Below are 22,597 nucleotides of genomic sequence, written 5' to 3' on the forward strand. Positions count from 1 at the left end.
TCCATTAACGCTTTAAGCCAGGCGTTTCAACTGTTCCACCATTAGCGTTCTTGGCCATATACATAGACAAGGCCAAGGTAACATCTGAGCCATAAATTGGGAATGGGAAACGCTGTTGACGGAAGCAATCATTTAGACGTTGCTGCATTGTCCAAAACTGACCACTGGATACGCGATAAGCAGGCCAGTAACCCCAACCTAAAGCAGCGCCCTTTTGCTCCGTAATATTCGGCAAATCTTGTAAACGAATTCGTTTTCCAGTTTCGGCATGGCAGGATGCACAAGAAAAATCCATTGGACCACCCTGGTAGAAGAAGGCACGCTTACCGAGGTCATACATTTCTTTTTCTTTTGGATGCGCAGTGCTTACCTTAATCTTGTCACCCTTAGACTGGGTTACAACGAAAGCAACAATCGCTTCCATGTCCTTCTTAGGGCCCTTTTGGAATGGCGCATCGATCATCTCTAGTGGATCACGACCTTGTAGCACCTGCATACAGGTCATCAAACGAGATTCAAGATCCTGAACTTTATTTGTATCTTTAAAGTAGCGCGGCAGTTGTGCCGCAGCACCTTTCACTACGCCAGGGCCTAAACCTAAATTACATTTTTCCAGCGTGGCGTTTTTAGGGCCAGCCGGCTTCTTCCATAAATCTTCACCTGCCGCCTCGTAAAGCTCTGAAGGATTTCCATCGGCGATCATCTCGCGGTATTTAGCAATATCGTCTGTCGCACTTTTTTGTGCTGACACCGAAGATGTCATTGTTAATAAAGTTGCTACTAAACCAGTAGCTAACCCTAAGGTCAATTTACGCTGCATTTCCTACCCTTTCAGAACCACGGAGGCGGTAAAGATCTATTAAAGCAAGAAGCAATTAAGAAGCGGTTGCTTCGTCAGTACGTTTGTCACCCTTGCTATCGTTCCAAGTTACAACAATCTTGTCACCCTTAGCACCCTTGTACTTAAAGTTCAAGAATGGGTCTTTAGAAACTGCGGGGCCAAACTGACCATTGAAGACATCTTTGCCGTTCGCTTTTACATTGATTGTGCTGATAAACCAAGCTGGAATAGTTTTGCCAGAAGCGTCTTTACGCTGGCCAGACTCCATATCATGTTTCATCAAAATTTTTACATCTACAGTACCGCCGTTTTCAGCAGCTCTTACGCGCATTGGATCAGCCATTTTGGTTCCTCTTTTATTCTATATAAGTGAATTGTGTCTATTAAATCGCTTCGGAATTAACCGCCGCAACCACCAAGCGTTACTTTGACTTCTTTAACAGTCATCAGCCACTTGCCATCAGCCTTGACTAAACCATACACATTAGATGTTTGGCCCATCTTGATACGCGTTGTCACAAATGAATCAGTGCCAGCCGGAATGAAGAACTGAGCAGCCAAAGAGCTTGGGTTTTTCTCAACCAAGATAGCCAATTGCTCTGCTTTTAATGTTGTAGTGATGCCAACTGGAACAACAGCACCATTTTCAGCAATATCCGGAGCATTCAAAGTAACTGCAGATGACTTTTCTGGGCTACCAGCGCCCATGATCTTAAACACATCATCGATACCTTTACCTTCAAAGGCTGCTTTATTCCACTCTTGAGCTTGAGCAGTACTAATGAGACCTGCAGAAGCCATCAAGCCAAATACTGCTGAATACTTCAATACACTACGACGCTGCTGATTCATAAAAACTCCTTTATTAATCTTTACTTCTATCAATTTATTGCCTATTTTGCATGAAAACAATGCGCTTGCTAGCTAATAAGTCATTTTATTTGCCACCAGAAAGCACCCAAACAACTAAAGTCTTGCGATCCTCATCTGAAAGCTGAGCTTGTGGGGGCATTGGGATTGATCCCCACACACCTGCACCGCCAGCCTTTACTTTGGCCATCAGCTTATCAACCGCGCCACTTTGACCTTCATATTTCTTGGCGATGTCCGCGATCGACGGGCCAACTAACTTGGCATTTGGGGCGTGGCATGCAGAACAGTTTTCATTCTTGAATAGTGCTGCAGGGCCTTTAGCTGCCGATGAATGGGTATCAGCTGCATGGGCTAAACCAGCGCCTGAGGTACCTGGCAATGCCTTAATGGGAGGCTTGGTGGTGTCGGCACCACGATAGGGGCCATACATGCGATTTTGTTCTGCAATATTTTCATGCGCATTTCTAGCGAAATCAGGCAATGTTGAACCAATTTGCACAAAAGGCACGCAGTTATGCATGCAAGCGTTGCCATTTACATCCGGCTTATCTTTCACATTCCAGAAGCCGTGCTTAGTAGTCATACCATTGCGATTGGGCATTTTGACTTCTGCAATATTTGTATTGCTTAGAACAAAATCATCGGGAACGATCTCCCCAAGGCTCAAGATGAAAGCAACAACGGCATATGTGTCATCGGGTGTGAGTGATCTTGGTGCATTCCAGGGCATTGCACGATAGATGTAATCCCACAATGTTGAAACCGTCGGAACCTTCATTAAGGTTGTTCTCTGCGGCTGCTTCATATCCTTTAGAGATGCAACGCGACCTGTCTTCACATCATCTTTGGTCGTGCCGCCTGCAATAGGCGTAAAGATTTCATTGGATTCACCAAATGTACCGTGGCAGCTGGCACACTTTGCCTCCCAAATTACTTGCCCTTGCTCTACTGAGCCAGACCCCTTTGGTAAGCCTTTAAAGTCTGGACGTACATCAATATCCCAGGCCGCGACTTCAGCAGGCGTAGCTACTCGACCAATACCAGGAAATTTAGCAGAGCCAGATTGTGCAAAAGATGATTGGGCAGTGATGATGATGAGTGCTGCGAGCCCTAAATGGAGACTCAATTTATCCAACTTGAACATTGCTCACCTCGCCGTTTGAATCCAATTTCCATGATTGAATTGCATTGTTGTGATAGATCGATCTAGTGCCACGAACATTGCGCAGAGTCTTGATCGAAGGTTGAATATAGCCAGTGTCATCCATTGCTCTTGATTGCATAATGGCTGGCGAACCATCCCACACCCAATCAATATTGAAACGAGTAATTGACTTTGTCAGTACGGGTGTTTCCAAACGAGCTGTACGCCAGTTATTGCCACCATCAAATGAAACATCTACACGGGTAATTTTTCCTCGGCCTGACCAGGCCATACCGCTCACGTTGTAGAAGCCTTTGTCTAATAACTGCTGACCACCTGACGGTGTTGTGATCACAGATTTGCATTCCTGAATCGATGCGTACTGACGATGGCTGCCGTCTGGCATGAGCTCAATATAGTGAACCGCTTCATCTTTTGCATTCCATGGCATATCGCCTACTTCAAGGCGACGCAACCACTTGACCCAGCTAACACCTTGAACACCAGGTACTACTAGGCGCAATGGGAAGCCATTTTCAGGGCGCAGCATCTCGCCGTTCATTGCCCAAGCCACAATGGTGTCATTAAGACAGCTCTCAAGATTGATAGTGCGGGTCATGCCTGAGCCATCACCACCTTCAGCGAGCAAAAATTTACCCTTCTTCAGATCAGCGCCACACTCATCGAGCAATACCTTTAACGGCACACCAGTGAACTCACAGCAAGATAGCATCCCGTGGGTATATTGAACTGTTGGAACGGCTACGTTGCCCCACTCCAAACCAGTATTAGCACCACACTCAATGAAGTGGGTACGAGAAACCGATGGCAAGCGCATCAAATCATTCATCGTGAAAACACGTGGGTTTTTCACTAAACCATTCACCATCAAACGATGTGTCTCAGGGTTGAGGTTGTACCAACCCTGGTGATGACGCTCGAAATGCAAGCCGTTTGGCGTAATGGTTCCGAACAAACCTTGTAATGGAGTGAAGGCAACAGAAGCCGCAGAAACTCGAGTGAGGCCGGGAGACTCGCGACGAATTAAGTTCGACTCGTATACAGAGGGAAGTCCGTAAGGCATGGTTGCCACGTTCTTGCCGAGAGTTGTTTGCCACTCTTGTTTTTCCAGGATCGCAGGATCACCCTCTCCTGCTGCCATCGCATATGGGGCAACTAGACCTGCCGCCGCACCACCAATTGCGGACATGAATCCTTTGCGCAAGAAACCACGGCGTTTTTCATCTAAGCCGTTGGCATTAATGTCAGCGATAAGCTCCTGAGAAATAAAGTGCTCAGGCGCCTTAACCAGGCGCGCCTGATTAGCTGGCTTCTCGATAGCGCTAATATCCTGCGCACTAATCTCAATTTGTTTTTTGGTCATGTGATCTCTACTTTGATGAATAGATACTTCAAAAATTAATGCAAACTCTCAGCAATTTTGGCGCACACTGTTTGGCACATCTCGACAGTTGCGTTGTCTGCGATGGAATAAAAAACAGTCGTACCTTCTTTTCGTCTGAGCAAAATTCCTGCCTTATGCAGCGCTGTAAGGTGACGTGAAACATTAGCCTGACTGGAGCCGCATAACTCAACAACCTCAGAAACAGACTTTTCACCGCTACACACCGCATACATAATGCGTAGGCGTGCCGGCTCTGACAGGACATTGAAATATTCTGCAACCCGAGTGAAGACTTTCTCCATCTCTTTAGGAGAAAGATCTTTGGTGGCTTTTTTAACTTTGACTTTAAGATTCACTGGCTTTAACTATATATACGCATACGTGCATATATTGGACACCGAAGGCCTGCAGACTTATATAGTGGGATACCCTAGCCCGCAAAGGCAATACAATCAAAAAATGGATATTGATGCAATTCTGCTGTCCTTAAAACTCGCTTTTTGGACCATGGCCCTGATGCTGCCATTTGGAGTATGGGTCGCCCATAAGCTAGTGAAGCTCAATAGAAGTCGCCCCTGGCTAGAAGCTGCCCTAGCCCTTCCTTTGGTGCTTCCTCCCACTGTTTTGGGTTATTACTTTCTAGTTTCATTCAGCAATACCAGTATTTTTGGCACTCCCTTAGTGTTTTCATTTGCAGGCATCCTGCTTGCCTCGCTGATTGTCAATATCCCATTTGCCATTCAGCCCATCCAGAGAGCATTTGAGGCAATTGATCCACAAATTAGAGAAGCTGCACAAGTGAGTGGTTTGAGCAATTGGCAAATCTTCCGTCTTATCGAGCTACCGCTATGCTGGCGGGGCATTACTGGTGCAGCCGCCCTCACTTTTGCCCATACCCTTGGTGAATTTGGTGTCGTCCTGATGGTTGGGGGCGCAATACCAGGGGAAACGAAAACTGCTTCCATTGCCATTTACGACAAGGTTCAAAGCTTTGATACATCCGGTGCTGGCGCTATCGCACTCGTGCTCTTAGGCACATCGCTTGTCTGCATTGCGCTGTCATACGGGATATTTGGGCGCAACCCTAGTCGTCATAGGGGGCAAAGCTGATGCTGAAGGTAAAAATCACTCAAGCAACTCCTAACCCACTACAGATTACTTTGGAGTGCGCTCCCGGGGAATTGCATGCCTTGGTTGGCCCCTCTGGGAGTGGGAAGACTTCAGTTCTGAGAACTATAGCCGGCTTAAACAAACCAGCCAGCGGAAAAATTGAATGCAATAGTGAGGTCTGGTTTGAGTCTAATGACGTTGGTGACACAGTCCAGCAACTAACGCCAGCCGAACGCTCATGTGGGTTCTTGTTTCAGCAGTACGCACTCTTTCCACATTTAACTGCTTTGGGCAATGTATTAATCCCCCTTGAAAATTCTGAACTCAATAAATCAGAACGTAAAGTGATCAGCATGGATTTGCTCGATCGAATGGGTATAGCCAATCTGGCAGAACGCATGCCCAACCAACTATCTGGCGGACAACAGCAACGCGTAGCACTTGCTAGAGCGCTGGCCAGGCAACCCAAAATCCTGCTTCTGGATGAGCCATTTTCAGCAATTGATGCGCCAACACGCCAAGGGCTATACAAAACATTGGCAGAACTCAGATCAGACTTAAACATTCCCATGCTTTTGGTAACGCATGATTTGCGTGAAGCTGATCTTCTGGCCGATCGAATTACTGTCATAGATCAAGGCATTAGTTTGCAAACAGCAGCGCCGCAGGTGTTATTTCAGAAACCTAGAAATTCACGAGTCGCTGAATTGGTTGGGATCAGCAATATGTTCCACGGCATGTTTGATGCCGGCAGTCTAAGCTGGGATGGCTGCAAGCAAGTCTTTCACGTTGCTGATAAAGGCAAGATTCCGCCTAATGCTCGTGTTGCCTGGGTTATTCCGCAGAGCGGCTTAAGTGTGCACAACAACCCCAATGCTGCAAGCGTTCCGGCCGTGGTTGAAAAGATGAGTAGCCTTGGTCAGATAGCCGTCATTCAATTACGCATTCAAGATAGTGAAAATTCGATTGAATGGGAAGCCTCCTCAGCCGAAGTCAGAAGGTTAAACATGAATATCGGCAGTCAAATGCACCTGGAGTTAGATGGGAAGCAAATTCACATCATGCCTTTACGTCCAATTAATGATCCTCGTCGCTTTATTGATCGCTAAGTGAGGCTCGTCCTATGGACACAGCAATATTTCTGAATCACAGATGAGTAGCCCCAAAACCTTTCTCTTGGCTACTAGACCCAACTTCCTACTAATTACACTTTTAGGCTGCTTGATTGGGTTAGCAATTCCCGGCAATACTTACACATCAAATTCGTTTCTTAGCGCGCTAGCAATCTGCATAACTCTCTTTGCCCATGCCGGTGCAAATTTACTTAATGATTATTGCGATCATCGAAATGGGAGCGATGAAAATAACTCTGAACGAATTAGCCCCTATACAGGTGGCAGTCGATTTATTCAAAACAAAATACTAAGCGCTCAGCAAGTCCATACATTTGCTTGGACTTTACTTTTCCTCACTATCACTCTTGGCCTCTATATTTGCAGTCAGACTACTTGGGCACTCTTACCGATCGGCCTAATCGGTGTGTTGATGGCTTGGGGGTACTCATCAGCACCGCTTCAACTGATGTCCAGGGGAATTTGGGGTGTAATCGCAATTGCACTTGCATGGTCGACCGTAGTAGTTGGCATGGCAAGTCTAAAGTTAGGTCAATTTGCAGACAATGCAATTCCCGTGAGCATGGCATTTGGTTTCATGCTGGCGAACGTGCTTCTAGTGAACCAAATTCCAGATATCAATGCCGACAAGGCTGCTGGAAAAATTACCATAGCCGTTAAATACAGGAGTACAAGTGTTTGGGCTTGGTACCTGCTAATCTCCTTAAGCGCATATACCCTTCAACTGATAAGCATTCTTAACGGATCAATACCAAGCTTCAGCGTAATCACCTTGACCTGCATTCCGGGGTTTATCTACTGCGCAATTTTGCTTCACAGAGACCTTAACAAAAGCGGTCGCTTGAAGCTGGCAATTCAAGTCAATCTGATAATCGTGCATTTTTATGCAATCTTGTTATGGATTGGAATGCTGCTGCAGAAATAAAAAAAGGCACCTAGTAGATTTTCATCTAGCAAGGCGCCTTCATACAGAAAGAATTACTAACTGCAACTACTGCCAGTATTGATTCCCAATAATGGGTATGCGGGACAGAATCTAAATAATCCAGTTGCCAAAGGAACAGCCCCGATCCAGGCCCATACACCAGCTGTTCCAGTGATAGCGAGGCCAATCAAAACTAAACCAACAACTATGCGTAATACACGGTCAATACCGCCAACATTACATTTCATATCAACTCCTTTTTAAAATTACTGAAATCATATATTCACAGTAAGGAACAAAAAATCGTTGCTTACTAATTGAGAGGAACTCCTACTAATGGACGACCTTCTAAAGTCCAAAGATATAAAGAGCCATCGTAGAGCCTGGTTGATTTATTACCAACTAACTCAGACATTACAAACCAAGCACCCGCTGCTAAATGGCCGCTATTGCAGTAGCTAATTGCAGGTGACTTCGGGTTAATGCCATTAGCAGTAAGCAAGGCGTTATACGTATTTTTGTCCCAGAAATACAAAGCGCCTTTTGCAGGTTTTGCCAATAACTCAGGAGCCAACTCCTTGGCGCCTGCGATATGTCCATAAGAACCAACATAGTCTCGCTTGTTAAGACCAAAGTACTGAACTGGTTGGCGCGCATCAATCAATATGGATTTACCACTTTTTGAGGCTAAGGCTACTTGTTCGGAGTTAGCAATTAATTCTTTACGCTCCGCTTTGGCAACCCAAGTTCCATTTTGCTTTGTTGAGGCGGAGGTAGAGAATTCACGACCTTCAGAAAGCCAGCCAGCCATACCACCATCCAATACGGCAATGTTATCTTCGCCGTACACCTTAAATTGCCAGTAGGCGCGCAGAGCCTCATCAATATCTGAAATATCAAGACCAACTGGAATCAAGATGATTGGCTTATCTGAACTAATGCCAACTGACTGGATAATTTTTTCAAAGTCCACTTTTTCAGGAATGAGGTATTTAATTTTCTTTCCATCAATCATTCGATCAACGCGAACTTTTTTGAAATCAAGTAGCGTGGAATCCTGAATATGACCACCCACCTCAACTAAAAATTTCTTTCCAGTCTTTTTATCAATTTCAAACTCAGGGGTACGGGTATAGCTAGCCACATCCCCGCGAACCTCAAGTATCTGAACATCCGATTGATTGGATGCCAACCAATCAGAGCTAACTACTGGTCCAGGTAATGTCACAGCCTGAACGCTGGCGATAAATCCAGCGATAAATATAGCCAGAACTAATTGAATATGCTTCATTTGGGCTCCCTAATTAATTTACAAGCAACAAGTGTTGTGAAAGTCGATCCAACAGATCAATCTTGCACTCTGTTAATACATGGTGATTCTTTGACTCCAATGCCATCTCTCTGCTTCCAAGCTCATTTTCTAACCGAGCAATCTTAAGATCTCGGTTAATAATCAGCATTTCCATCTCAATGAAAAAAAGCTTTGTGAGTGCGCTAATCCAGCGGGTAACTGGAGCCATACGTCCTTTGGTAGCCATATCAAAATCCCGCAATTTACTTAGAACCAATTCTGCAGAGATAAACTTTTCTCCAGTTACCCACTGGTTCGTCGTAAATAGACGAACCGGCAGACCTTGTTGGTTTAATGCAATGCCAATGATGTGGTGAAAGCTATCCCCAACTCTTTTAAAAACATGGAAATGGCCATGTTCATCATCCAGCATCTCATCCGCTGAGTGTGCGTGGTAATAAAACTCATAACCACTGACTTCATCCACCAAGTCGTTTGCTGGGTAATGATTCCACTCAATAAACTCCTTGGCGCCACACAGCGCTACCTCGCTAAGAGTTAAACCCTTTTTCGCGTAGCGAGTTTGGATGCTAGCAATTTCTTGAGCAGCCAAACAGAGAGTAGATTGAATCAACACGTTAGTATATTAATCAGCTGATTTACGTTTTTTTGGGCCACAAGGATTGGCTGGTCCACAAGGATTGGCCGCTTTCTTCTTTGCGGGACCACATGGATTGCTTGAATCTTTTTTAGGTCCGCAGGGATTCTTTTGCTCAGCACCAGCTGGTGTTGCTGGAGCATCCGCTGAATTAGCCATTGGGGCTGATGCCAATCCTGCCAACGCCAAAGCTAATGCAACTACAGTTGATTTTTTAGACATTATTTTTTCCTTTTGAAGTATTAAATTTCTTGTGAGCTAACGGGACCGCGTGATTTCTTTTCCATCCAAGACCCCAATGCAAATACACCAACAGCCGCAATCACCATTGCAACATCAATGGATAGGCTGGAAACACTTAATAGCTCTGGCAATGAATCGGCATTGGCAATTTCACCAAGGGTTGTTAGGGATTCAATGCTTGGATAGATGCCAGCAAACATGATGGTTCCAATCAGTAATCCGATTAAAAAGATTCCAGCATCCATCCGACCTGACATGAGTCCAACCACTGAAGTTCCAGGACAATAACCTCCAATAGCAAATCCAGCTCCGACAAGAGCGCCACCCAAGGCCGCTGCACCCAAAAAGGATGGCGGTATAAAAAGGCTTCCACTATCGACAATTCCGAGTTGCTCCAGAATCAAGAGCCCTACCGCAGCAAATACGATGGCAGTAAACATCACTTTGAATACGGACCAATCAGTCAGACGAAATTGGCCGGTTAATTTATTAGGGTTTCCAAAACCGGCACGCTCCAAAACAAAGCCGAAGGCTCCGCCAAGCAATAGACCCGAAAGAATGTCTCCCATCTTATTTTTCCTCTTTCATAAAGCGGCTCGCAACTAAACCAACTGCGAAGAACGCACCTAAAAATGTAAATCCAGCTAGACTTAGCACAGCAGCACCCGATAGCCCTAAGCCGCTAGTACACCCAGCAGCAATCCGCGCACCAAAGCCAGCTAAGATCCCACCAAAGAGAGCTGTAACTGGTCGCTTAGATCCACCAAGAAATTTCTTCCCATCAAGTTTGATAGCAATTCTTCCAGCTAGAAATGCAGAGACTAATGTGCCAAAAGCAACCCCAACGACCTGCCAAGTTATCCAGGCATCCAGAGGCTTACCCTCTTCTACCATCCCACCTAGATACTCATTGGCATTTGTAGCAACTGGAAGCAAGTGCATTCCAAACCAGGCTGTCAGACGAGTTGTGAAGCCCGTTGCCCCTAAGCCATGCCCTGTCACAACAAAAGTTGATAAGAGCACGATTCCTAGCAAAATTCCTGCAATTAATGGATTCCAATATGGTGCTGGTTTGTCCTGCGTTTGCTTATTCATCCGTAATGATCACTATAGTTAATGTATTAATAATATATTTATTTATATATTATTACCTAAATAGCAAGTAGTCAAGAAAGAGATGGAATGTATTTGACATGGATCAAAAAAATGGGGCGATAAGCCCCATTAATCGTCAGGGCGATAAAAAACTCAGAACTCACCCTTAATAGTAGTTAAGCCCAACGCATCCCAATCAAGCATGCCGCCACGGTAGTAGTAGATCTTAGTTGCTGGAAAACCATCACGAGTCATTGCGGCCATCGCCATTGGGCTTTGCGGGCAAACTGGTCCATTACAGAAGGCATAAACCTTCTTGGCTTTAGAGCAATCCCATTTTGTAGATCCTGCAGCAGGCTTCTTGCAGCCCAGCTCATCCATACGCATTGCAACCTCTGTATAGGGAATGCCAACAGAGCCCGGGATAGTGCCCTTAACACGGTCGTCCACTACGCGCATGTCAACAACCATAGAATCTTTGTCATTAAGTGCATTCAATACATCAATCTCATCCACTGGAACTACGCCTCTAATCGGAATGAGCGGCTGCAACCAGCCCTTATTCTTGGCGCAGGATGTCATTACTCGAGTGATCTCAACTGGGCCCTTTGGCGTATTGACGACAAATTTGGTGGAATTGTCGATAATTTGGAGTAATTCAGGGCTTGGTGCCGCTGGTGATTGAGCAAAAACCACACCCGAAACGAACATGAGTGCATATGCAAAAAACTTTTTCATAAAAACCTCTTTTATCAATTTATAGCGAAATGGCTATTTAAATGCTTATATACGCATTAATGCATAGATTGATAGTGTCACCCCAATAGCGAACCAAAATAATACTGAGAAACCCCTATTGTTGGAGGCCACTTCGGTATTATCATGCCAAGAAGCTAGCCTCTAAAGCTACCCAAGATACCCTCAATTATGGAGTTTCAATGAAAAATAGTCGTCGCCAATTTATGATTTTGTCCGCTGCTGGTGCTTGCACCCTGGCTTTGAACGGTAAAGTTCAAGCCCAAGCAATGGTTTCCGAAACAGATCCACAGGCCGCCGCTTTAGGTTACAAGGCAGTTGCAACCGCTGTTGATAAAGCAAAGTATGCAAAATACGCAGCCGGCCAAGAGTGCGACAACTGCGCTTTGTTCCAAGGCAAAGTAGGTGATGCGACTGGTGGCTGCTCTTTGTTTGGCACTAAGAAAGTTGCTGGAAAAGGCTGGTGCTCAGCTTATGCTAAAAAGGCTTAATGCCAAATTAGCTTCTGTATTGAATAAAAAAGCTGCTTCGGCAGCTTTTTTATCGTCTAGCGGTTTATGGGCTAGCTTGTGAGAACGACTTCAGCTTTTCAATACTTGGTATTTGAATGCTCAGGCGCGAAACATTTGAAATGATTCCCTGGTCAGCCATAGATGCAAGAGCCCTACTAATAGTCTCAAATTTCACATCCATCATCAAACCCATATCCTCACGCTTAAATACAGGTGCGACAGCCATGTCACCGGAAACCTTGGCAACCCTTAAAAAGAAACGGGCTAAACGAACTTCAATACGACCGGTATTGATTTCAGAGAACCAAGACTCCGATTGTGCAAGAGCTTCACCCCATTTTTTAACAATCTGGCGATGTAAGCGCGGAGACTCCTCACCTAAGGATGAAATAATCCTTTTGGGAATGCGGCACAGATGAACATTCGACAGTGCAGCAGCTGAATGGGTATAGCTATCACCCAGCAATGATTCCATGCCAAATAAGTCACCAGGAACTACAAGACGTACAATTCTTCCAGAGCCATCTGAGTTGATATGAAGTAATTTGATATACCCATCCCTCAGGGTATAAACATATTCAGCTGCATCGCCTTGTGTATAAATTCCAGAGTTCGCCTCAAATCTCAAATCATCGATTGGCTCATGTATCTTAGAAAAGTCTTCTTCATTGAGTTCAGCAAAAAGAACGGAGCTACGTATTGAGCAAGAATTGCAGTCGCTGTTACCTTGCCAGGCACTCTTAATTTCAATGGTCTTCATGCACTCTTTTTAGCAACCATGCCGAGTAAGGCTGACATACCAGTATGCCTAGCGCCTTCGGACAACTCTTTTTCATAGCACTCTAGTTCGAGGATTTCAAATCCTTGACTGAGTTCACGAATCAGTTCTTCTGTGTAGAGGTGTTCGATCAAAGATGGGCCACCAGTTTTATATTCCAATTGCTTAGGTGTATAGCCTTGCAGGATAAATAGACCACCCGGCTTCAAGGTTTGATGCACTTGGCGGAAGATTCTAGCCCGCATCTCGGGGTCAGCAAATTGAATGAAGATGCCAACCACTGCATCATAAGCATTAACTTGCCAATCAAAGCTGTCGGTGTCACAAAGACTGTATTGGATATTGACATTATTGTCGACTGCAAACTGATTGGCTTTAGCAAGTGCAATGTCAGATACATCAAAACCAGTCACTTGCATATCTTGCTTAGCAAGCCAAACGCCATTGCGCCCTTCCCCATCTGCAATACAGAGAACGGAAGATTTTGGCTTTAGATATTGAGATGCTTGATCAACCAGATATTCATTTGGCTCTTTACCAAAGATGAACTCCTTCTTATCAAAACGCTCATTCCAGAACTGGGTAGCATCTGTAAAGCTCATGTAATTTTGGCCTTAGATTCAGAAATTACTTCTGTAAGCCACCGACGAGGTCATTCTTTAAATCAAGAACATTCTCTAAGCCAACTGCGATCCGCACCAAACCATCAGTAATGCCAGCCGCCTTACGGGCTTCTGGACTGACGCGACAATGCGTCGTGGTTGCTGGATGGGTAATCGTTGTACGAGTGTCGCCCAAGTTTGCAGTAATAGAGCAAAGCTTAGTTTGATTAATCAATTTGAAAGCAGCCTTCTTGCCACCTTTTAAAGTAAACGACAAGATAGCGCCACCTGCTTTTTGTTGTCGTTTAGCCAGCGCATGCTGAGGATGTGATTTCAAACCAGGATGGTAGACACGCTCTACCCCCGGTTGCTTTTCCAACCATTGTGCAATTTCTAAAGCATTCTGACTCTGTTGCTTCATACGCAATTCGAGCGTCTCTAAGCCTTTTAAAAATACCCAGGCATTAAATGCAGAAAGTGTTGGGCCAGCTGTTCGGACATATGGAAAAACTTTACCCATGATGAAATCATTGCTGCCCACAATAGCGCCACCGACAACGCGGCCTTGACCATCCAAATATTTAGTTGCCGAATGGATGACTACATCAGCACCCAGTGCCAGTGGCTTCTGTAAAGCAGGCGTGCAGAAGCAGTTATCTACAGCAAACAGAGCTTTAGCTTTCTTGGCAATCTTAGAAATAGCTTTGATATCCGCAATTTCAGTCAAAGGATTTGAAGGCGTTTCCAAATAAAACAGCTTGGTATTTTCTTGGACAGCATTCTGCCAAGCTTTGGTATCAGCTAAATCCACATATGTCGTTGTAATGCCAAAGCGTCCCAAAATATTGCTAAACAATTGAATCGTTGCACCAAATACTGAACGAGAGCAAATAACATGGTCGCCAGCCTGCAGATGAGACATTGCCATAGTCAAAATTGCAGCCATTCCAGACGAGGTTGCAATGCAAGCCTCTCCGCCCTCTAGGGCAGCGAGACGATCCTGAAACATACTTACAGTCGGATTGGTGAATCGAGAATAAATAAAACCCTGATCTGCATGAGCAAAACCATCGGCAGCTAATTCTGCACTATCAAAGCAGAAGCTAGATGTGAGGAACATCGCCTCAGAGTGCTCTTGATATTCTGCAGTACGACGAGTGCCAGCACGAACCGCCAGGGTTTCGAGCGCCAGCTTGGAGAAGTCAGGTTTTTTGCGTGTAGTTTTGCTCTTCATACCGCTATTTTGACACCGAAATGCAGAATTGCCTCAGACACGGATGCCTGAGGAACTTGATCGTTGTTTTTAGTCTTCTGTAGCGAGATGTAAATGCAGCTGTGAGCGGGCAAAGTCACTAGAGTCACGCTGACGATCCGCTTTCGCCTCAGAGGTATTACGAGCAGCCTCCAAAGCATCCAAATAGGATTCGTTGATATCACCCGTGATGTAGTGGCCATCAAAACAAGATGCCTCAAAGTTCTGGATATTAGGATTGATATCCTTTACAGCCTGCTTCATATCCTCAACGCTTTGATAGATCAACTGATCTGCACCAATCATCTTATTAATCTCTTCATCCGTGCGGCCATAAGCGACTAATTCACTGCGGGTTGGCATATCTATTCCGTAGACATTCGGGAAACGTACTGGAGGCGCTGCAGAGGCAAAAATGACTTTCTTAGCGCCAGACTCGCGCGCCATCTGGACAATCTCAAACGAGGTAGTTCCGCGGACAATAGAGTCATCCACAATCAATACAGTCTTATCTTTAAACTCAATGCGCATCGCATTCAGTTTTTGACGAACCGATTTTTTACGTACGGCTTGTCCAGGCATGATGAAGGTTCTACCGATGTAGCGGTTCTTGAAGAATCCTTCGCGGTAATCTACCCCGAGTCGTTTAGCAACCTGCATCGCTGCTGGACGACTCGAGTCTGGAATTGGCATCACAACATCAATCTCGCCCGGAATCGTTTCTTTACGAATCTTCTCCGCTAGATAGTCTCCCATACGCATCCGAACGTTGTAGACAGTAACACCATCAATTGTGGAGTCTGGGCGAGCCATGTAAACGTATTCAAAGATGCAAGGTGTTAGAACAGCATCAGCTACACATTGACGCGAAGTGAAGTTGCCATCTAAATCAATGTAAATCGCTTCGCCAGGATTAACGTCGCGTACAAATGTAAAACCAAGTCCATCCAGTGCAACAGACTCAGATGCAATCATCCACTCTGGACCCTTGGGTGTATCAATTCGGCCAATACATAAAGGGCGAATACCAAATGGATCGCGGAATGCTAATAAACCATAACCAGCAATTAATGAAACAACCGCATAAGAACCTTTAACGCGTTTAGTGACTTGAGTAACTGCGTTGAACATAGCACTCTCATCTAGTGCAGCGCTATTAGTTTCTTTTTGAAGTTCATCAGCTAAGACATTTAAGAGAACCTCTGTATCCGAACTGGTGTTGATATGGCGACGATCCCGATAGGCCATCTCCACACGCAGGCTAGCAGCATTGGTGAGGTTACCGTTATGCGCCAAAATAATTCCGTATGGTGCACTAACGTAAAACGGCTGCGCTTCCTCTTCACTACTGGCAGATCCAGCCGTTGGATAGCGTACTTGCCCAATGCCAGCATTACCTATCAAGCTGCGCATATTGCGAGTTCTAAATACATCTCGCACCAAACCATTGGCTTTATGCATTGTGAATGAGTTGCCATTCATCGTTGCCATGCCTGCAGCATCTTGACCGCGGTGTTGCAGAAGCAACAATGCGTCATAGATCAGCTGATTAACTGGGGAGTGGGAAACTGTTCCGACGACGCCGCACATAAGCCTAGATCCCTATGGTTAATGAAGGTGTTACTGTAGGATTAATTTTAGGCATTGCATCACCTAATTTTTTTGCCCAGTCAGCAGGTAGCCAACCTTTGATCAAACCAGTTGCCATATCAATTGCTGGACGAGTAATTGCTTTTTGCCAGGCTACACTTTGAGGTATCGGTGTCAGCGCTGCCAAAGTAGCCATCACAACTACAACCAAACCGCCGCGCGCCAAACCAAATACCAGACCTAAAAAACGATCCGTCATGCTCAAGCCAGCAGACAGGATGATTTTTTGAATTACATTCCCCACCAAGCCGCAAACAATCAAGGTCAAAATAAATAGAATCAGAAAGCTCACGCCCAAACTTAATAACTCATCCATGTGAAAGGTAGATAACCATTCAACCGAAAGATAGTTGGTGTAGTGATAAGCAACCCATGCTGCAACAAACCAAGAGGCAAGTGCCAGCACTTCTTTAAATAAGCCTCGAGAAATTCCAACCAAAGCAGAAACCAATAGCACTACCAGGGTGAAATAATCCACCGTAGTTAACTTCAGGGTGGATAAATATTCCATCAAGGCGCTCCAAGCTCAACTAGCTTTGGGGATAGGCCCATAGCTTTGACTTTTTTCTCAGCAGCTTCGGCTGCATCCTTATCAACAAATGGTCCCGCCCTGAGGACGTAAAGCTTAACGCCATCAGCACCCGTTTTATTAATCACGTAATTAGGGATCTTCTGATCCTTCATCTTGGCAATCCAACCCTTGGCACGCTCTTCAGAAGCAAAGGCGCCAATCTGAATGACGTATTTACCAGGGCCTACTTTTTTGGGAAGCTCTTCCGCCTTAGATTTGGAGGCTGCATTAGGTGCAGCAACTACCTCTTCGCCAGCAGCCAAACCAATGGTACTTGCTTTGCTTGGTGCAGTAGTCGACTTGATATCAGACTTAGCCTCAGGCTTTACATCTGGCGATGGCACAACTACCGCTTCCTTGACTTGAGCTGCTTCTTTTTCTTTTGCAGGCACTTCAGAGGTTGCAGCCGGCTTGGGCTTTTCGTCATTCGCAGGCATTGCAGCATTTGGTGCTGGGAGGCTGGTAACGATATTCACAGCAATATCGTTGTTCACAGATTTAGGCTTGTTATCCAAAATACGGGGTAAACCGACCACCGCAATTAAGACTAAGACAGCGGCGCCAATCAGACGATGGCGAGCGCGTTGTTGTTCTGGGTCTTCGGTAAAAGCCAGTTCTTCATTCTCTTGAGCGCGTTGAAAACTACGGGGGGCTAATTTATTAACGGTGCGACGACCCCTCACTGAACCTTGATCAAGGTCTTCAGCATCAGGGTTTCGCTTAAAAAGCTTCGATAAACGAATCATGGATCAATGCGCCTGGTTGTTTCGATATGCCATTACGCCGGCAACGGTATAGAAGGATCCGAAGATGACAATTCTATCACCCTCACCTGCCTTAGAAAGCGCTTTTTGATACGCTGCAGCAGGATCTGAGAAGCACTCGATACCCCCGTCGTCTCCATTTTTAACCGCTACACCAAGCTCAAGCAACTTCTCTGACAATGCCGTAGCGCTTGCGGCTCGAGCAGTCGGTAAATCACTGCAAAACCAGAAATCAACACTATCCAATAAAGGCTTAATGACGCCGGCAATATCTTTGTCCGCCATCGCACCAAATATGGCGTAGGTATAGGGGTGATAACCCATTTTTTCGAGGCCCTGCCCTAAAGTTGCAGCGGCATGAGGGTTGTGCGCAACATCCAAAACAACCGTAGGTTGACCTGGAAGTACCTGGAATCGACCAGGAAGTTCAACTAAAGCAAATCCATTCCGAATATCTTGTGCGCTAACCGGCAGTCGAAGATGTAAAGCCATCAAGGCAGCTATCACTGCCGAGGCATTCAGAATTTGGTTGGCGCCACGTAAAGCGGGATAACCAAGACCGCTAAAGCGCTTTTGACGTCCAGCCCAACCCCACTGTTGTTTATCGCCCTGGAAGTTGTAATCTCGGCCTTGTAGCCATAAGTCACAACCCAGTTCTTCAGCGTAATCAATCAGGGATTGTGGTGGCACTGGATCACCGCAAACGGCAATCGCACCCGCGCGGAAAATACCCGCCTTTTCTCGTCCAATCGCTTCACGAGTGCCGCCCAGAAAATCCGCATGGTCGATATCAATACTAGTCACAATGGCGCAATCCGCATCGACTATATTGACGGCATCCAAGCGACCACCCATACCAACCTCAAGCACCACCGCATCTAAATTCGCCTTGGAAAATAAATGCATGATCGCCAAGGTAGTGAATTCAAAATACGTGAGGGTTGGTGCATCAACCAAGCTAACTCGAGCATGTTCTACAGCGGTGAAATGCTCCAGCAAGAGATCATCTTTTACCTCTTCGCCATTGAGGCGGGCACGCTCGTTAAAGCTGAGCAAGTGCGGAGACATATGGCAACCCACCTTATAACCCGATGCCAACAAAATACTTTCAAGATAAGCGCAAGTGGAGCCCTTGCCATTGGTGCCGGCAACCGTAATTACAGGGCAATCAAAATGCAGACCCAAAGCTGCTTTAACACGATTGATGCGATCAAGCCCCATGTCGATGCCGACCGGGTGAGCCGTTTCGAGGTGACTAAGCCAAGCCTGTAGGCTGGAAAATAGGATGGGGGGTTGGTGTGCGGAACTCAAGCGCTTATACAGCTGCGCTACCCGCAATCGCAGGCTCAGGAAGCTGCTGGAGTAAGGCCAAGAGACGAGCGATTTCACCACGCATTTGGCGACGATCCACAATCATGTCAATACCGCCTTTTTGCATTAAAAACTCAGAACGCTGAAAGCCTTCTGGTAATTTTTCGCGAACCGTTTGCTCAATCACACGAGGACCAGCAAATCCAATTAAAGCTTTAGGCTCGGCCATAACGACATCACCCATAAAGGCAAAGCTGGCGGAGATTCCACCCATTGTGGGGTCTGTTAAGACGCTGATATAAGGCAAGCCTTTTTTAGACAGCAAAGTCAACATGGAATTGGTTTTTGCCATTTGGAAAAGAGAGAGCAAGCTCTCTTGCATACGCGCGCCACCAGTTGCGGTGATACAAATAAACGCACACTTCTTAGCAATTGCTTCTTGCACACCACGGGCAAAACGCTCCCCAACAACAGAGCCCATAGAGCCACCCATGTATTGAAATTCAAAGCAAGCAGCTACAACAGGAATCGTTTCAATCTTGCCACCCAACACGATAAGGGCTTCAGATTCACCAGAAGCATCATTAGCCTCTTTAATGCGATCGGGATATTTCTTAGAATCTTTAAATTTCAGCGGATCAGTTGGGTAGATATCAGCACCAATCTCGTAGCGGCCCTTTTCGTCCAAAAGACTATCCAAGCGTAAACGTGCTCCAATGCGCATGTGGTGACTACATTTTGGGCAAACCGATAAATTGGCCTCGATATCTGTGCTGTAGAGCACGGTTTCACAGCTGGGGCACTTAACCCAAAGACCCTCAGGTACGGATTTGCGATTAGCAGGATCCGTATGTTGGATTTGTGGGGGTAGTAATTTATCGATCCAGCTCATCAGTTTTTAACTATCCAGTGCATTAACTATCTAAAGCGACGCGAATTTCACGTATGAAGTTTTCAAGTGATTGTACCGCCTGGCCAGGGGCAGAATCCTCTAAAAGTCGAATAATTCGACTGCCAATGACGACTGCATCCGCGGTTTTTGATACCGCGCGGGCACTTTCTGCGTCATTAATGCCAAATCCCACTGCAATCGGGATGGCGGTAGCTTCGCGGATCTTAGGGATGATACTGGCCACATCCTGGGTATTAAGGTGAGAGGCACCTGTAACCCCTCGCATCGAGACGTAATAGATATAACCAGAAGCTATTTTGGCTGCATCCTTTATGCGTTCTGGTGATGAAGTGGGCGCTAGTAGAAAAATAGGGTCTACACCTGCCACCTTCATTCTGGCCGCAAAATCAACGCATTCTTCAGGCGGATAATCCACAATCAATACACCATCCACACCGGCTGCTTTAGCATCATTTGCAAAACGCTCTGCCCCCATCTGCTCAACAGGATTGGCATAGCCCATCAACACCACCGGGGTGTTGGCATCAAGCTTGCGAAACTCCTTCACCATATCCAAACAACCATGCAAAGTCACGCCTTGAGTAAGCGCTCTTTCAGATGAGCGCTGAATTACCGGACCATCTGCCATCGGATCAGAAAAAGGAACTCCAAGCTCAATCACGTTTGCGCCACCCCGGACCAATGCATGCATTAACTCGACAGTAAGCTTGGGATCTGGATCGCCTGCGGTAATAAAAGGAATGAGCCCCTTTTTTCCTGAAGCTTTTAGTTCGTTAAAGAGTGCAGTAATTTTTGACATGGGAATTCGTATAGATTGTGTTTTTATTTTTTATATCAGTGCTTGCTTAAGCCTTAGCCTTCGGAGCCAGTAGCTTGTGCAACGGTATGCATATCTTTATCACCACGACCAGACAAGTTCACTAAGATCGTTTTATCCTTAGAAAGTGTTGGCGCCAATTTACATGCATAAGCAATGGCATGAGAAGACTCTAAAGCAGGAATGATGCCTTCAATACGACAGCAATCATGAAATGCCTTCAGTGCTTCTTCATCCGTTACTGCCACGTAGTCAGCACGACCAGAATCTTTTAACCATGCATGCTCTGGACCGACACCGGGATAGTCCATGCCAGCAGATACTGAATGGGTTTCAGAAATCTGCCCGTTCTCATCTTGCAATAGATAAGTGCGATTGCCGTGCAATACACCTGGCTTACCAACACAAAGTGCCGCAGAATGCAGGCCGCTATTTAAGCCATGGCCTGCAGCTTCAACGCCAACCAACTTGACCTCTGGATAATCAATGTAGGGATAGAAAATACCCATGGCATTGGAGCCGCCGCCCACACAAGCCATGACATAGTCAGGCTGACGCCCAGTCATCTCAGGCATCTGTACTTTGCACTCTTCGCCAATCACACTCTGAAAATCTCGAACCATCATTGGGTAAGGATGTGGGCCTGCAACCGTACCGATGATGTAAAAGGTATCTTCTACATTTGTAACCCAATCACGCATCGCCTCATTAAGCGCATCTTTAAGGGTCTTGGTACCAGATTCAACAGGCACCACTTTTGCGCCCAATAATTTCATACGAAATACGTTTTGTGCTTGACGTGCAACGTCAACTGAACCTTGATAAACCGTGCAATCTAAACCAAAGCGCGCGCAAATAGTAGCGGTTGCTACACCGTGTTGCCCTGCTCCGGTTTCAGCAATGATGCGTGGCTTACCCATACGCTTAGCCAGCATCGCTTGACCTATCACGTTATTGATTTTGTGCGCACCCGTGTGGTTTAAATCTTCACGCTTGAGATAAATCTGCGCTCCACCCAACATCTCACTCCAACGCTTAGCGTGATACACCGGAGATGGGCGACCTACAAAATGCTTCAGCTCGTAATGAAATTCTTCTAAGAATTCGGGATCATGTTGATATTTTGCATACGCCGCTTTGAGTTCATCCAAAGCAAACATGAGTGTCTCAGAAACAAATACGCCACCGTAAGGACCGAAGTGTCCTCGTGCATCTGGCTTATCGTACATAAATACCTCTTTTGATTAGTTACAGCAAATAATTAGGGTGATGTGCTTGCATCTGCCGCGCGCACTGCCTCGACAAACTGCTTCATCAAGGCGTGATCTTTTACACCTTTGCTGATTTCAACGCCGCTAGAGACGTCAACCGCGCAAGGATGCAAACGAGCAATAGCTTCGCCCACGTTGTGAACGTTCAATCCACCACTCAAAACGACCCGAGGCGCGTTTGCGCTTATCCATGCTTGTGGAATTCCTGACCAATCAAAAGGAACGCCCCCTCCACCATAGCCCTCAACAAGGGCATCAAGCAAAAAGGCGTTTGCATGCCTATATTGTAGGGAAAAATCATCAAATGCGAAGTCAGCCCCAACACGCGCAGCCTTCATCCATGGCTGGCCTGCGGCAAGGCGCTCACACTCCTGCAAAGACTCATCCCCATGAAACTGCCATAAAGTGATTGAGGCGGCCGCCCGAATAGCCTCAAACTCAGCATCTGTAGCATTGACAACTAAGCCAACGGCATCTACCCCTGCTGGGAGTCTAGATATCAAAGCTGCGGCAATATTGGGGGTAACAGCCCTGGGGCTTGGTGGGTAGAACACGAAACCAACAGCATCAACCCCAGCGGCAATGGCAGCGTCGACGTCTGCGGGCGTCTTAAGACCGCAGATTTTGACCCTAGTACGGCCCGGAGAGTTGGTAAGTAAGCCCATAAGAGAAATGATAAGGC

28 protein-coding genes are annotated in these 22,597 nt (G+C 46.0%); 4 read left to right on the top strand and 24 right to left on the bottom strand.

Annotated elements, in window-relative coordinates; translation table 11 throughout:
• Nucleotides 1–4: 4 nt before the first annotated feature.
• The 6 genes from soxA to FD971_RS05185 form a co-directional block, all read right to left on the bottom strand.
• Nucleotides 5–820: a sulfur oxidation c-type cytochrome SoxA gene (gene soxA, locus FD971_RS05160; RefSeq protein WP_215333221.1), complete on the bottom strand. Its 816-nt coding sequence runs from the start codon at nt 818–820 to the stop codon at nt 5–7.
• Between the two features lie 55 nt (nt 821–875).
• Nucleotides 876–1,184, bottom strand: coding sequence for a thiosulfate oxidation carrier complex protein SoxZ (soxZ, locus tag FD971_RS05165; protein WP_015421154.1), 309 nt, complete (start codon nt 1,182–1,184; stop codon nt 876–878).
• 56 nt (nt 1,185–1,240) lie between these two features.
• Complete coding sequence (gene soxY / locus FD971_RS05170) at nt 1,241–1,693, bottom strand: thiosulfate oxidation carrier protein SoxY (RefSeq protein ID WP_215333222.1); 453 nt, start codon at nt 1,691–1,693, stop codon at nt 1,241–1,243.
• 85 nt (nt 1,694–1,778) lie between these two features.
• Nucleotides 1,779–2,858 carry a c-type cytochrome gene (locus FD971_RS05175; protein WP_215333223.1) on the bottom strand — a complete coding sequence of 360 codons (1,080 nt, stop codon included), beginning with the start codon at nt 2,856–2,858 and terminating at the stop codon, nt 1,779–1,781.
• Nucleotides 2,842–4,197, bottom strand: coding sequence for a sulfite dehydrogenase (gene soxC, locus FD971_RS05180; protein ID WP_371743073.1), 1,356 nt, complete (start codon nt 4,195–4,197; stop codon nt 2,842–2,844). The genes FD971_RS05175 and soxC overlap by 17 nt, the downstream gene beginning before the upstream one ends.
• Before the next feature lie 80 nt (nt 4,198–4,277).
• Nucleotides 4,278–4,619 (bottom strand): metalloregulator ArsR/SmtB family transcription factor, encoded by a 342-nt coding sequence (locus tag FD971_RS05185; RefSeq protein ID WP_215333225.1) that lies wholly within the window; start codon nt 4,617–4,619, stop codon nt 4,278–4,280.
• A gap of 103 nt (nt 4,620–4,722) precedes the next feature.
• Here FD971_RS05185 and modB point away from each other — a divergent pair, with 103 nt between their 5' ends.
• From modB to FD971_RS05200, 3 genes are read left to right on the top strand one after another with little or no spacing between them, the layout of a single operon-like run.
• A complete protein-coding gene (gene modB, locus FD971_RS05190) occupies nt 4,723–5,373 on the top strand; it encodes a molybdate ABC transporter permease subunit (protein ID WP_215333226.1) in 651 nt (216 codons plus the stop codon).
• Complete coding sequence (locus tag FD971_RS05195) at nt 5,373–6,482, top strand: ABC transporter ATP-binding protein (RefSeq protein ID WP_215333227.1); 1,110 nt, start codon at nt 5,373–5,375, stop codon at nt 6,480–6,482. Before modB ends, FD971_RS05195 begins: the two co-directional genes overlap by 1 nt.
• A gap of 43 nt (nt 6,483–6,525) precedes the next feature.
• Nucleotides 6,526–7,431 (top strand): prenyltransferase, encoded by a 906-nt coding sequence (locus FD971_RS05200; RefSeq protein ID WP_215333228.1) that lies wholly within the window; start codon nt 6,526–6,528, stop codon nt 7,429–7,431.
• A 56-nt stretch (nt 7,432–7,487) separates the two neighbouring features.
• Here FD971_RS05200 and FD971_RS05205 read toward each other — a convergent pair whose 3' ends face one another.
• The 7 genes from FD971_RS05205 to FD971_RS05235 form a co-directional block, all read right to left on the bottom strand.
• The gene (locus FD971_RS05205) at nt 7,488–7,679 is read right to left on the bottom strand and encodes a DUF2892 domain-containing protein (protein WP_215333229.1); all 192 of its coding nucleotides are present in this window, start codon (nt 7,677–7,679) and stop codon (nt 7,488–7,490) included.
• Nucleotides 7,680–7,744: 65 nt separating this feature from the next.
• Nucleotides 7,745–8,722: a sulfurtransferase gene (locus FD971_RS05210; protein ID WP_215333230.1), complete on the bottom strand. Its 978-nt coding sequence runs from the start codon at nt 8,720–8,722 to the stop codon at nt 7,745–7,747.
• 13 nt (nt 8,723–8,735) lie between these two features.
• Entirely contained in the window at nt 8,736–9,359 is a 624-nt protein-coding gene (locus FD971_RS05215) for a hypothetical protein (protein ID WP_215333231.1), read from the bottom strand.
• Nucleotides 9,360–9,368: 9 nt separating this feature from the next.
• A complete protein-coding gene (locus tag FD971_RS05220; RefSeq protein ID WP_215333232.1) occupies nt 9,369–9,602 on the bottom strand; it encodes a hypothetical protein in 234 nt (77 codons plus the stop codon).
• Nucleotides 9,603–9,622: 20 nt separating this feature from the next.
• Nucleotides 9,623–10,192, bottom strand: a complete 570-nt coding sequence (locus FD971_RS05225) for a YeeE/YedE thiosulfate transporter family protein (protein ID WP_215333233.1) — start codon at nt 10,190–10,192, stop codon at nt 9,623–9,625.
• Nucleotide 10,193: 1 nt separating this feature from the next.
• Nucleotides 10,194–10,718 carry a YeeE/YedE thiosulfate transporter family protein gene (locus FD971_RS05230; RefSeq protein ID WP_215333234.1) on the bottom strand — a complete coding sequence of 175 codons (525 nt, stop codon included), beginning with the start codon at nt 10,716–10,718 and terminating at the stop codon, nt 10,194–10,196.
• A gap of 153 nt (nt 10,719–10,871) precedes the next feature.
• Nucleotides 10,872–11,456 (bottom strand): rhodanese-like domain-containing protein, encoded by a 585-nt coding sequence (locus tag FD971_RS05235; RefSeq protein WP_215333235.1) that lies wholly within the window; start codon nt 11,454–11,456, stop codon nt 10,872–10,874.
• A gap of 200 nt (nt 11,457–11,656) precedes the next feature.
• On the opposite strand from FD971_RS05235, the gene FD971_RS05240 reads away from it, so the two are divergent.
• Entirely contained in the window at nt 11,657–11,965 is a 309-nt protein-coding gene (locus FD971_RS05240) for a high-potential iron-sulfur protein (RefSeq protein WP_215333236.1), read from the top strand.
• A gap of 64 nt (nt 11,966–12,029) precedes the next feature.
• Here the strand turns inward: FD971_RS05240 and FD971_RS05245 are convergent, their stop codons facing one another.
• The 11 genes from FD971_RS05245 to FD971_RS05295 all read right to left on the bottom strand — a co-directional run bounded on the left by FD971_RS05245 (nt 12,030) and on the right by FD971_RS05295 (nt 22,580).
• Nucleotides 12,030–12,746 carry a Crp/Fnr family transcriptional regulator gene (locus tag FD971_RS05245; RefSeq protein ID WP_215333237.1) on the bottom strand — a complete coding sequence of 239 codons (717 nt, stop codon included), beginning with the start codon at nt 12,744–12,746 and terminating at the stop codon, nt 12,030–12,032.
• Complete coding sequence (locus tag FD971_RS05250; RefSeq protein ID WP_215333238.1) at nt 12,743–13,366, bottom strand: bifunctional 2-polyprenyl-6-hydroxyphenol methylase/3-demethylubiquinol 3-O-methyltransferase UbiG; 624 nt, start codon at nt 13,364–13,366, stop codon at nt 12,743–12,745. The genes FD971_RS05245 and FD971_RS05250 overlap by 4 nt, the downstream gene beginning before the upstream one ends.
• Nucleotides 13,367–13,391: 25 nt before the next feature.
• Complete coding sequence (locus tag FD971_RS05255) at nt 13,392–14,600, bottom strand: O-succinylhomoserine sulfhydrylase (protein ID WP_215333239.1); 1,209 nt, start codon at nt 14,598–14,600, stop codon at nt 13,392–13,394.
• A gap of 69 nt (nt 14,601–14,669) precedes the next feature.
• Nucleotides 14,670–16,208, bottom strand: coding sequence for an amidophosphoribosyltransferase (purF, locus tag FD971_RS05260; protein ID WP_215333240.1), 1,539 nt, complete (start codon nt 16,206–16,208; stop codon nt 14,670–14,672).
• 4 nt (nt 16,209–16,212) lie between these two features.
• The gene (locus tag FD971_RS05265) at nt 16,213–16,779 is read right to left on the bottom strand and encodes a CvpA family protein (RefSeq protein ID WP_215333241.1); all 567 of its coding nucleotides are present in this window, start codon (nt 16,777–16,779) and stop codon (nt 16,213–16,215) included.
• Complete coding sequence (locus tag FD971_RS05270) at nt 16,779–17,585, bottom strand: SPOR domain-containing protein (protein WP_215333242.1); 807 nt, start codon at nt 17,583–17,585, stop codon at nt 16,779–16,781. The genes FD971_RS05265 and FD971_RS05270 overlap by 1 nt, the downstream gene beginning before the upstream one ends.
• A 3-nt stretch (nt 17,586–17,588) precedes the next feature.
• On the bottom strand, nt 17,589–18,914 hold the full coding sequence (gene folC / locus FD971_RS05275) for a bifunctional tetrahydrofolate synthase/dihydrofolate synthase (protein ID WP_215333243.1): 1,326 nt from the start codon (nt 18,912–18,914) through the stop codon (nt 17,589–17,591).
• 4 nt (nt 18,915–18,918) lie between these two features.
• Nucleotides 18,919–19,806 (bottom strand): acetyl-CoA carboxylase, carboxyltransferase subunit beta, encoded by an 888-nt coding sequence (gene accD / locus FD971_RS05280; RefSeq protein WP_215333244.1) that lies wholly within the window; start codon nt 19,804–19,806, stop codon nt 18,919–18,921.
• A 22-nt stretch (nt 19,807–19,828) separates the two neighbouring features.
• A complete protein-coding gene (gene trpA, locus FD971_RS05285) occupies nt 19,829–20,626 on the bottom strand; it encodes a tryptophan synthase subunit alpha (RefSeq protein WP_215333245.1) in 798 nt (265 codons plus the stop codon).
• A gap of 53 nt (nt 20,627–20,679) precedes the next feature.
• Nucleotides 20,680–21,873 (bottom strand): tryptophan synthase subunit beta, encoded by a 1,194-nt coding sequence (gene trpB, locus FD971_RS05290; protein WP_215333246.1) that lies wholly within the window; start codon nt 21,871–21,873, stop codon nt 20,680–20,682.
• A 32-nt stretch (nt 21,874–21,905) separates the two neighbouring features.
• On the bottom strand, nt 21,906–22,580 hold the full coding sequence (locus FD971_RS05295; RefSeq protein ID WP_215333247.1) for a phosphoribosylanthranilate isomerase: 675 nt from the start codon (nt 22,578–22,580) through the stop codon (nt 21,906–21,908).
• Nucleotides 22,581–22,597 lie beyond the last annotated feature (17 nt).

It is taken from the genome of Polynucleobacter sp. AP-Ainpum-60-G11 (genome assembly GCF_018688375.1).
GTDB lineage: Bacteria > Pseudomonadota > Gammaproteobacteria > Burkholderiales > Burkholderiaceae > Polynucleobacter.

Excerpts from the sequence above, each read along its gene's own strand:
- soxA (WP_215333221.1), bottom strand. The coding sequence starts at position 820 with ATGCAGCGTAAATTGACCTTAGGGTTAGCTACTGGTTTAGTAGCAACT.
- soxZ (WP_015421154.1), bottom strand. The coding sequence starts at position 1,184 with ATGGCTGATCCAATGCGCGTAAGAGCTGCTGAAAACGGCGGTACTGTA.
- soxY (WP_215333222.1), bottom strand. The coding sequence starts at position 1,693 with ATGAATCAGCAGCGTCGTAGTGTATTGAAGTATTCAGCAGTATTTGGC.
- FD971_RS05175 (WP_215333223.1), bottom strand. The coding sequence starts at position 2,858 with ATGTTCAAGTTGGATAAATTGAGTCTCCATTTAGGGCTCGCAGCACTC.
- modB (WP_215333226.1), top strand. The coding sequence starts at position 4,723 with ATGGATATTGATGCAATTCTGCTGTCCTTAAAACTCGCTTTTTGGACC.
- FD971_RS05195 (WP_215333227.1), top strand. The coding sequence starts at position 5,373 with ATGCTGAAGGTAAAAATCACTCAAGCAACTCCTAACCCACTACAGATT.
- FD971_RS05200 (WP_215333228.1), top strand. The coding sequence starts at position 6,526 with ATGAGTAGCCCCAAAACCTTTCTCTTGGCTACTAGACCCAACTTCCTA.
- FD971_RS05205 (WP_215333229.1), bottom strand. The coding sequence starts at position 7,679 with ATGAAATGTAATGTTGGCGGTATTGACCGTGTATTACGCATAGTTGTT.
- FD971_RS05210 (WP_215333230.1), bottom strand. The coding sequence starts at position 8,722 with ATGAAGCATATTCAATTAGTTCTGGCTATATTTATCGCTGGATTTATC.
- FD971_RS05220 (WP_215333232.1), bottom strand. The coding sequence starts at position 9,602 with ATGTCTAAAAAATCAACTGTAGTTGCATTAGCTTTGGCGTTGGCAGGA.
- FD971_RS05225 (WP_215333233.1), bottom strand. The coding sequence starts at position 10,192 with ATGGGAGACATTCTTTCGGGTCTATTGCTTGGCGGAGCCTTCGGCTTT.
- FD971_RS05230 (WP_215333234.1), bottom strand. The coding sequence starts at position 10,718 with ATGAATAAGCAAACGCAGGACAAACCAGCACCATATTGGAATCCATTA.
- FD971_RS05235 (WP_215333235.1), bottom strand. The coding sequence starts at position 11,456 with ATGAAAAAGTTTTTTGCATATGCACTCATGTTCGTTTCGGGTGTGGTT.
- FD971_RS05240 (WP_215333236.1), top strand. The coding sequence starts at position 11,657 with ATGAAAAATAGTCGTCGCCAATTTATGATTTTGTCCGCTGCTGGTGCT.
- FD971_RS05245 (WP_215333237.1), bottom strand. The coding sequence starts at position 12,746 with ATGAAGACCATTGAAATTAAGAGTGCCTGGCAAGGTAACAGCGACTGC.
- FD971_RS05250 (WP_215333238.1), bottom strand. The coding sequence starts at position 13,366 with ATGAGCTTTACAGATGCTACCCAGTTCTGGAATGAGCGTTTTGATAAG.
- FD971_RS05255 (WP_215333239.1), bottom strand. The coding sequence starts at position 14,600 with ATGAAGAGCAAAACTACACGCAAAAAACCTGACTTCTCCAAGCTGGCG.
- purF (WP_215333240.1), bottom strand. The coding sequence starts at position 16,208 with ATGTGCGGCGTCGTCGGAACAGTTTCCCACTCCCCAGTTAATCAGCTG.
- FD971_RS05265 (WP_215333241.1), bottom strand. The coding sequence starts at position 16,779 with ATGGAATATTTATCCACCCTGAAGTTAACTACGGTGGATTATTTCACC.
- FD971_RS05270 (WP_215333242.1), bottom strand. The coding sequence starts at position 17,585 with ATGATTCGTTTATCGAAGCTTTTTAAGCGAAACCCTGATGCTGAAGAC.
- accD (WP_215333244.1), bottom strand. The coding sequence starts at position 19,806 with ATGAGCTGGATCGATAAATTACTACCCCCACAAATCCAACATACGGAT.
- trpA (WP_215333245.1), bottom strand. The coding sequence starts at position 20,626 with ATGTCAAAAATTACTGCACTCTTTAACGAACTAAAAGCTTCAGGAAAA.
- trpB (WP_215333246.1), bottom strand. The coding sequence starts at position 21,873 with ATGTACGATAAGCCAGATGCACGAGGACACTTCGGTCCTTACGGTGGC.
- FD971_RS05295 (WP_215333247.1), bottom strand. The coding sequence starts at position 22,580 with ATGGGCTTACTTACCAACTCTCCGGGCCGTACTAGGGTCAAAATCTGC.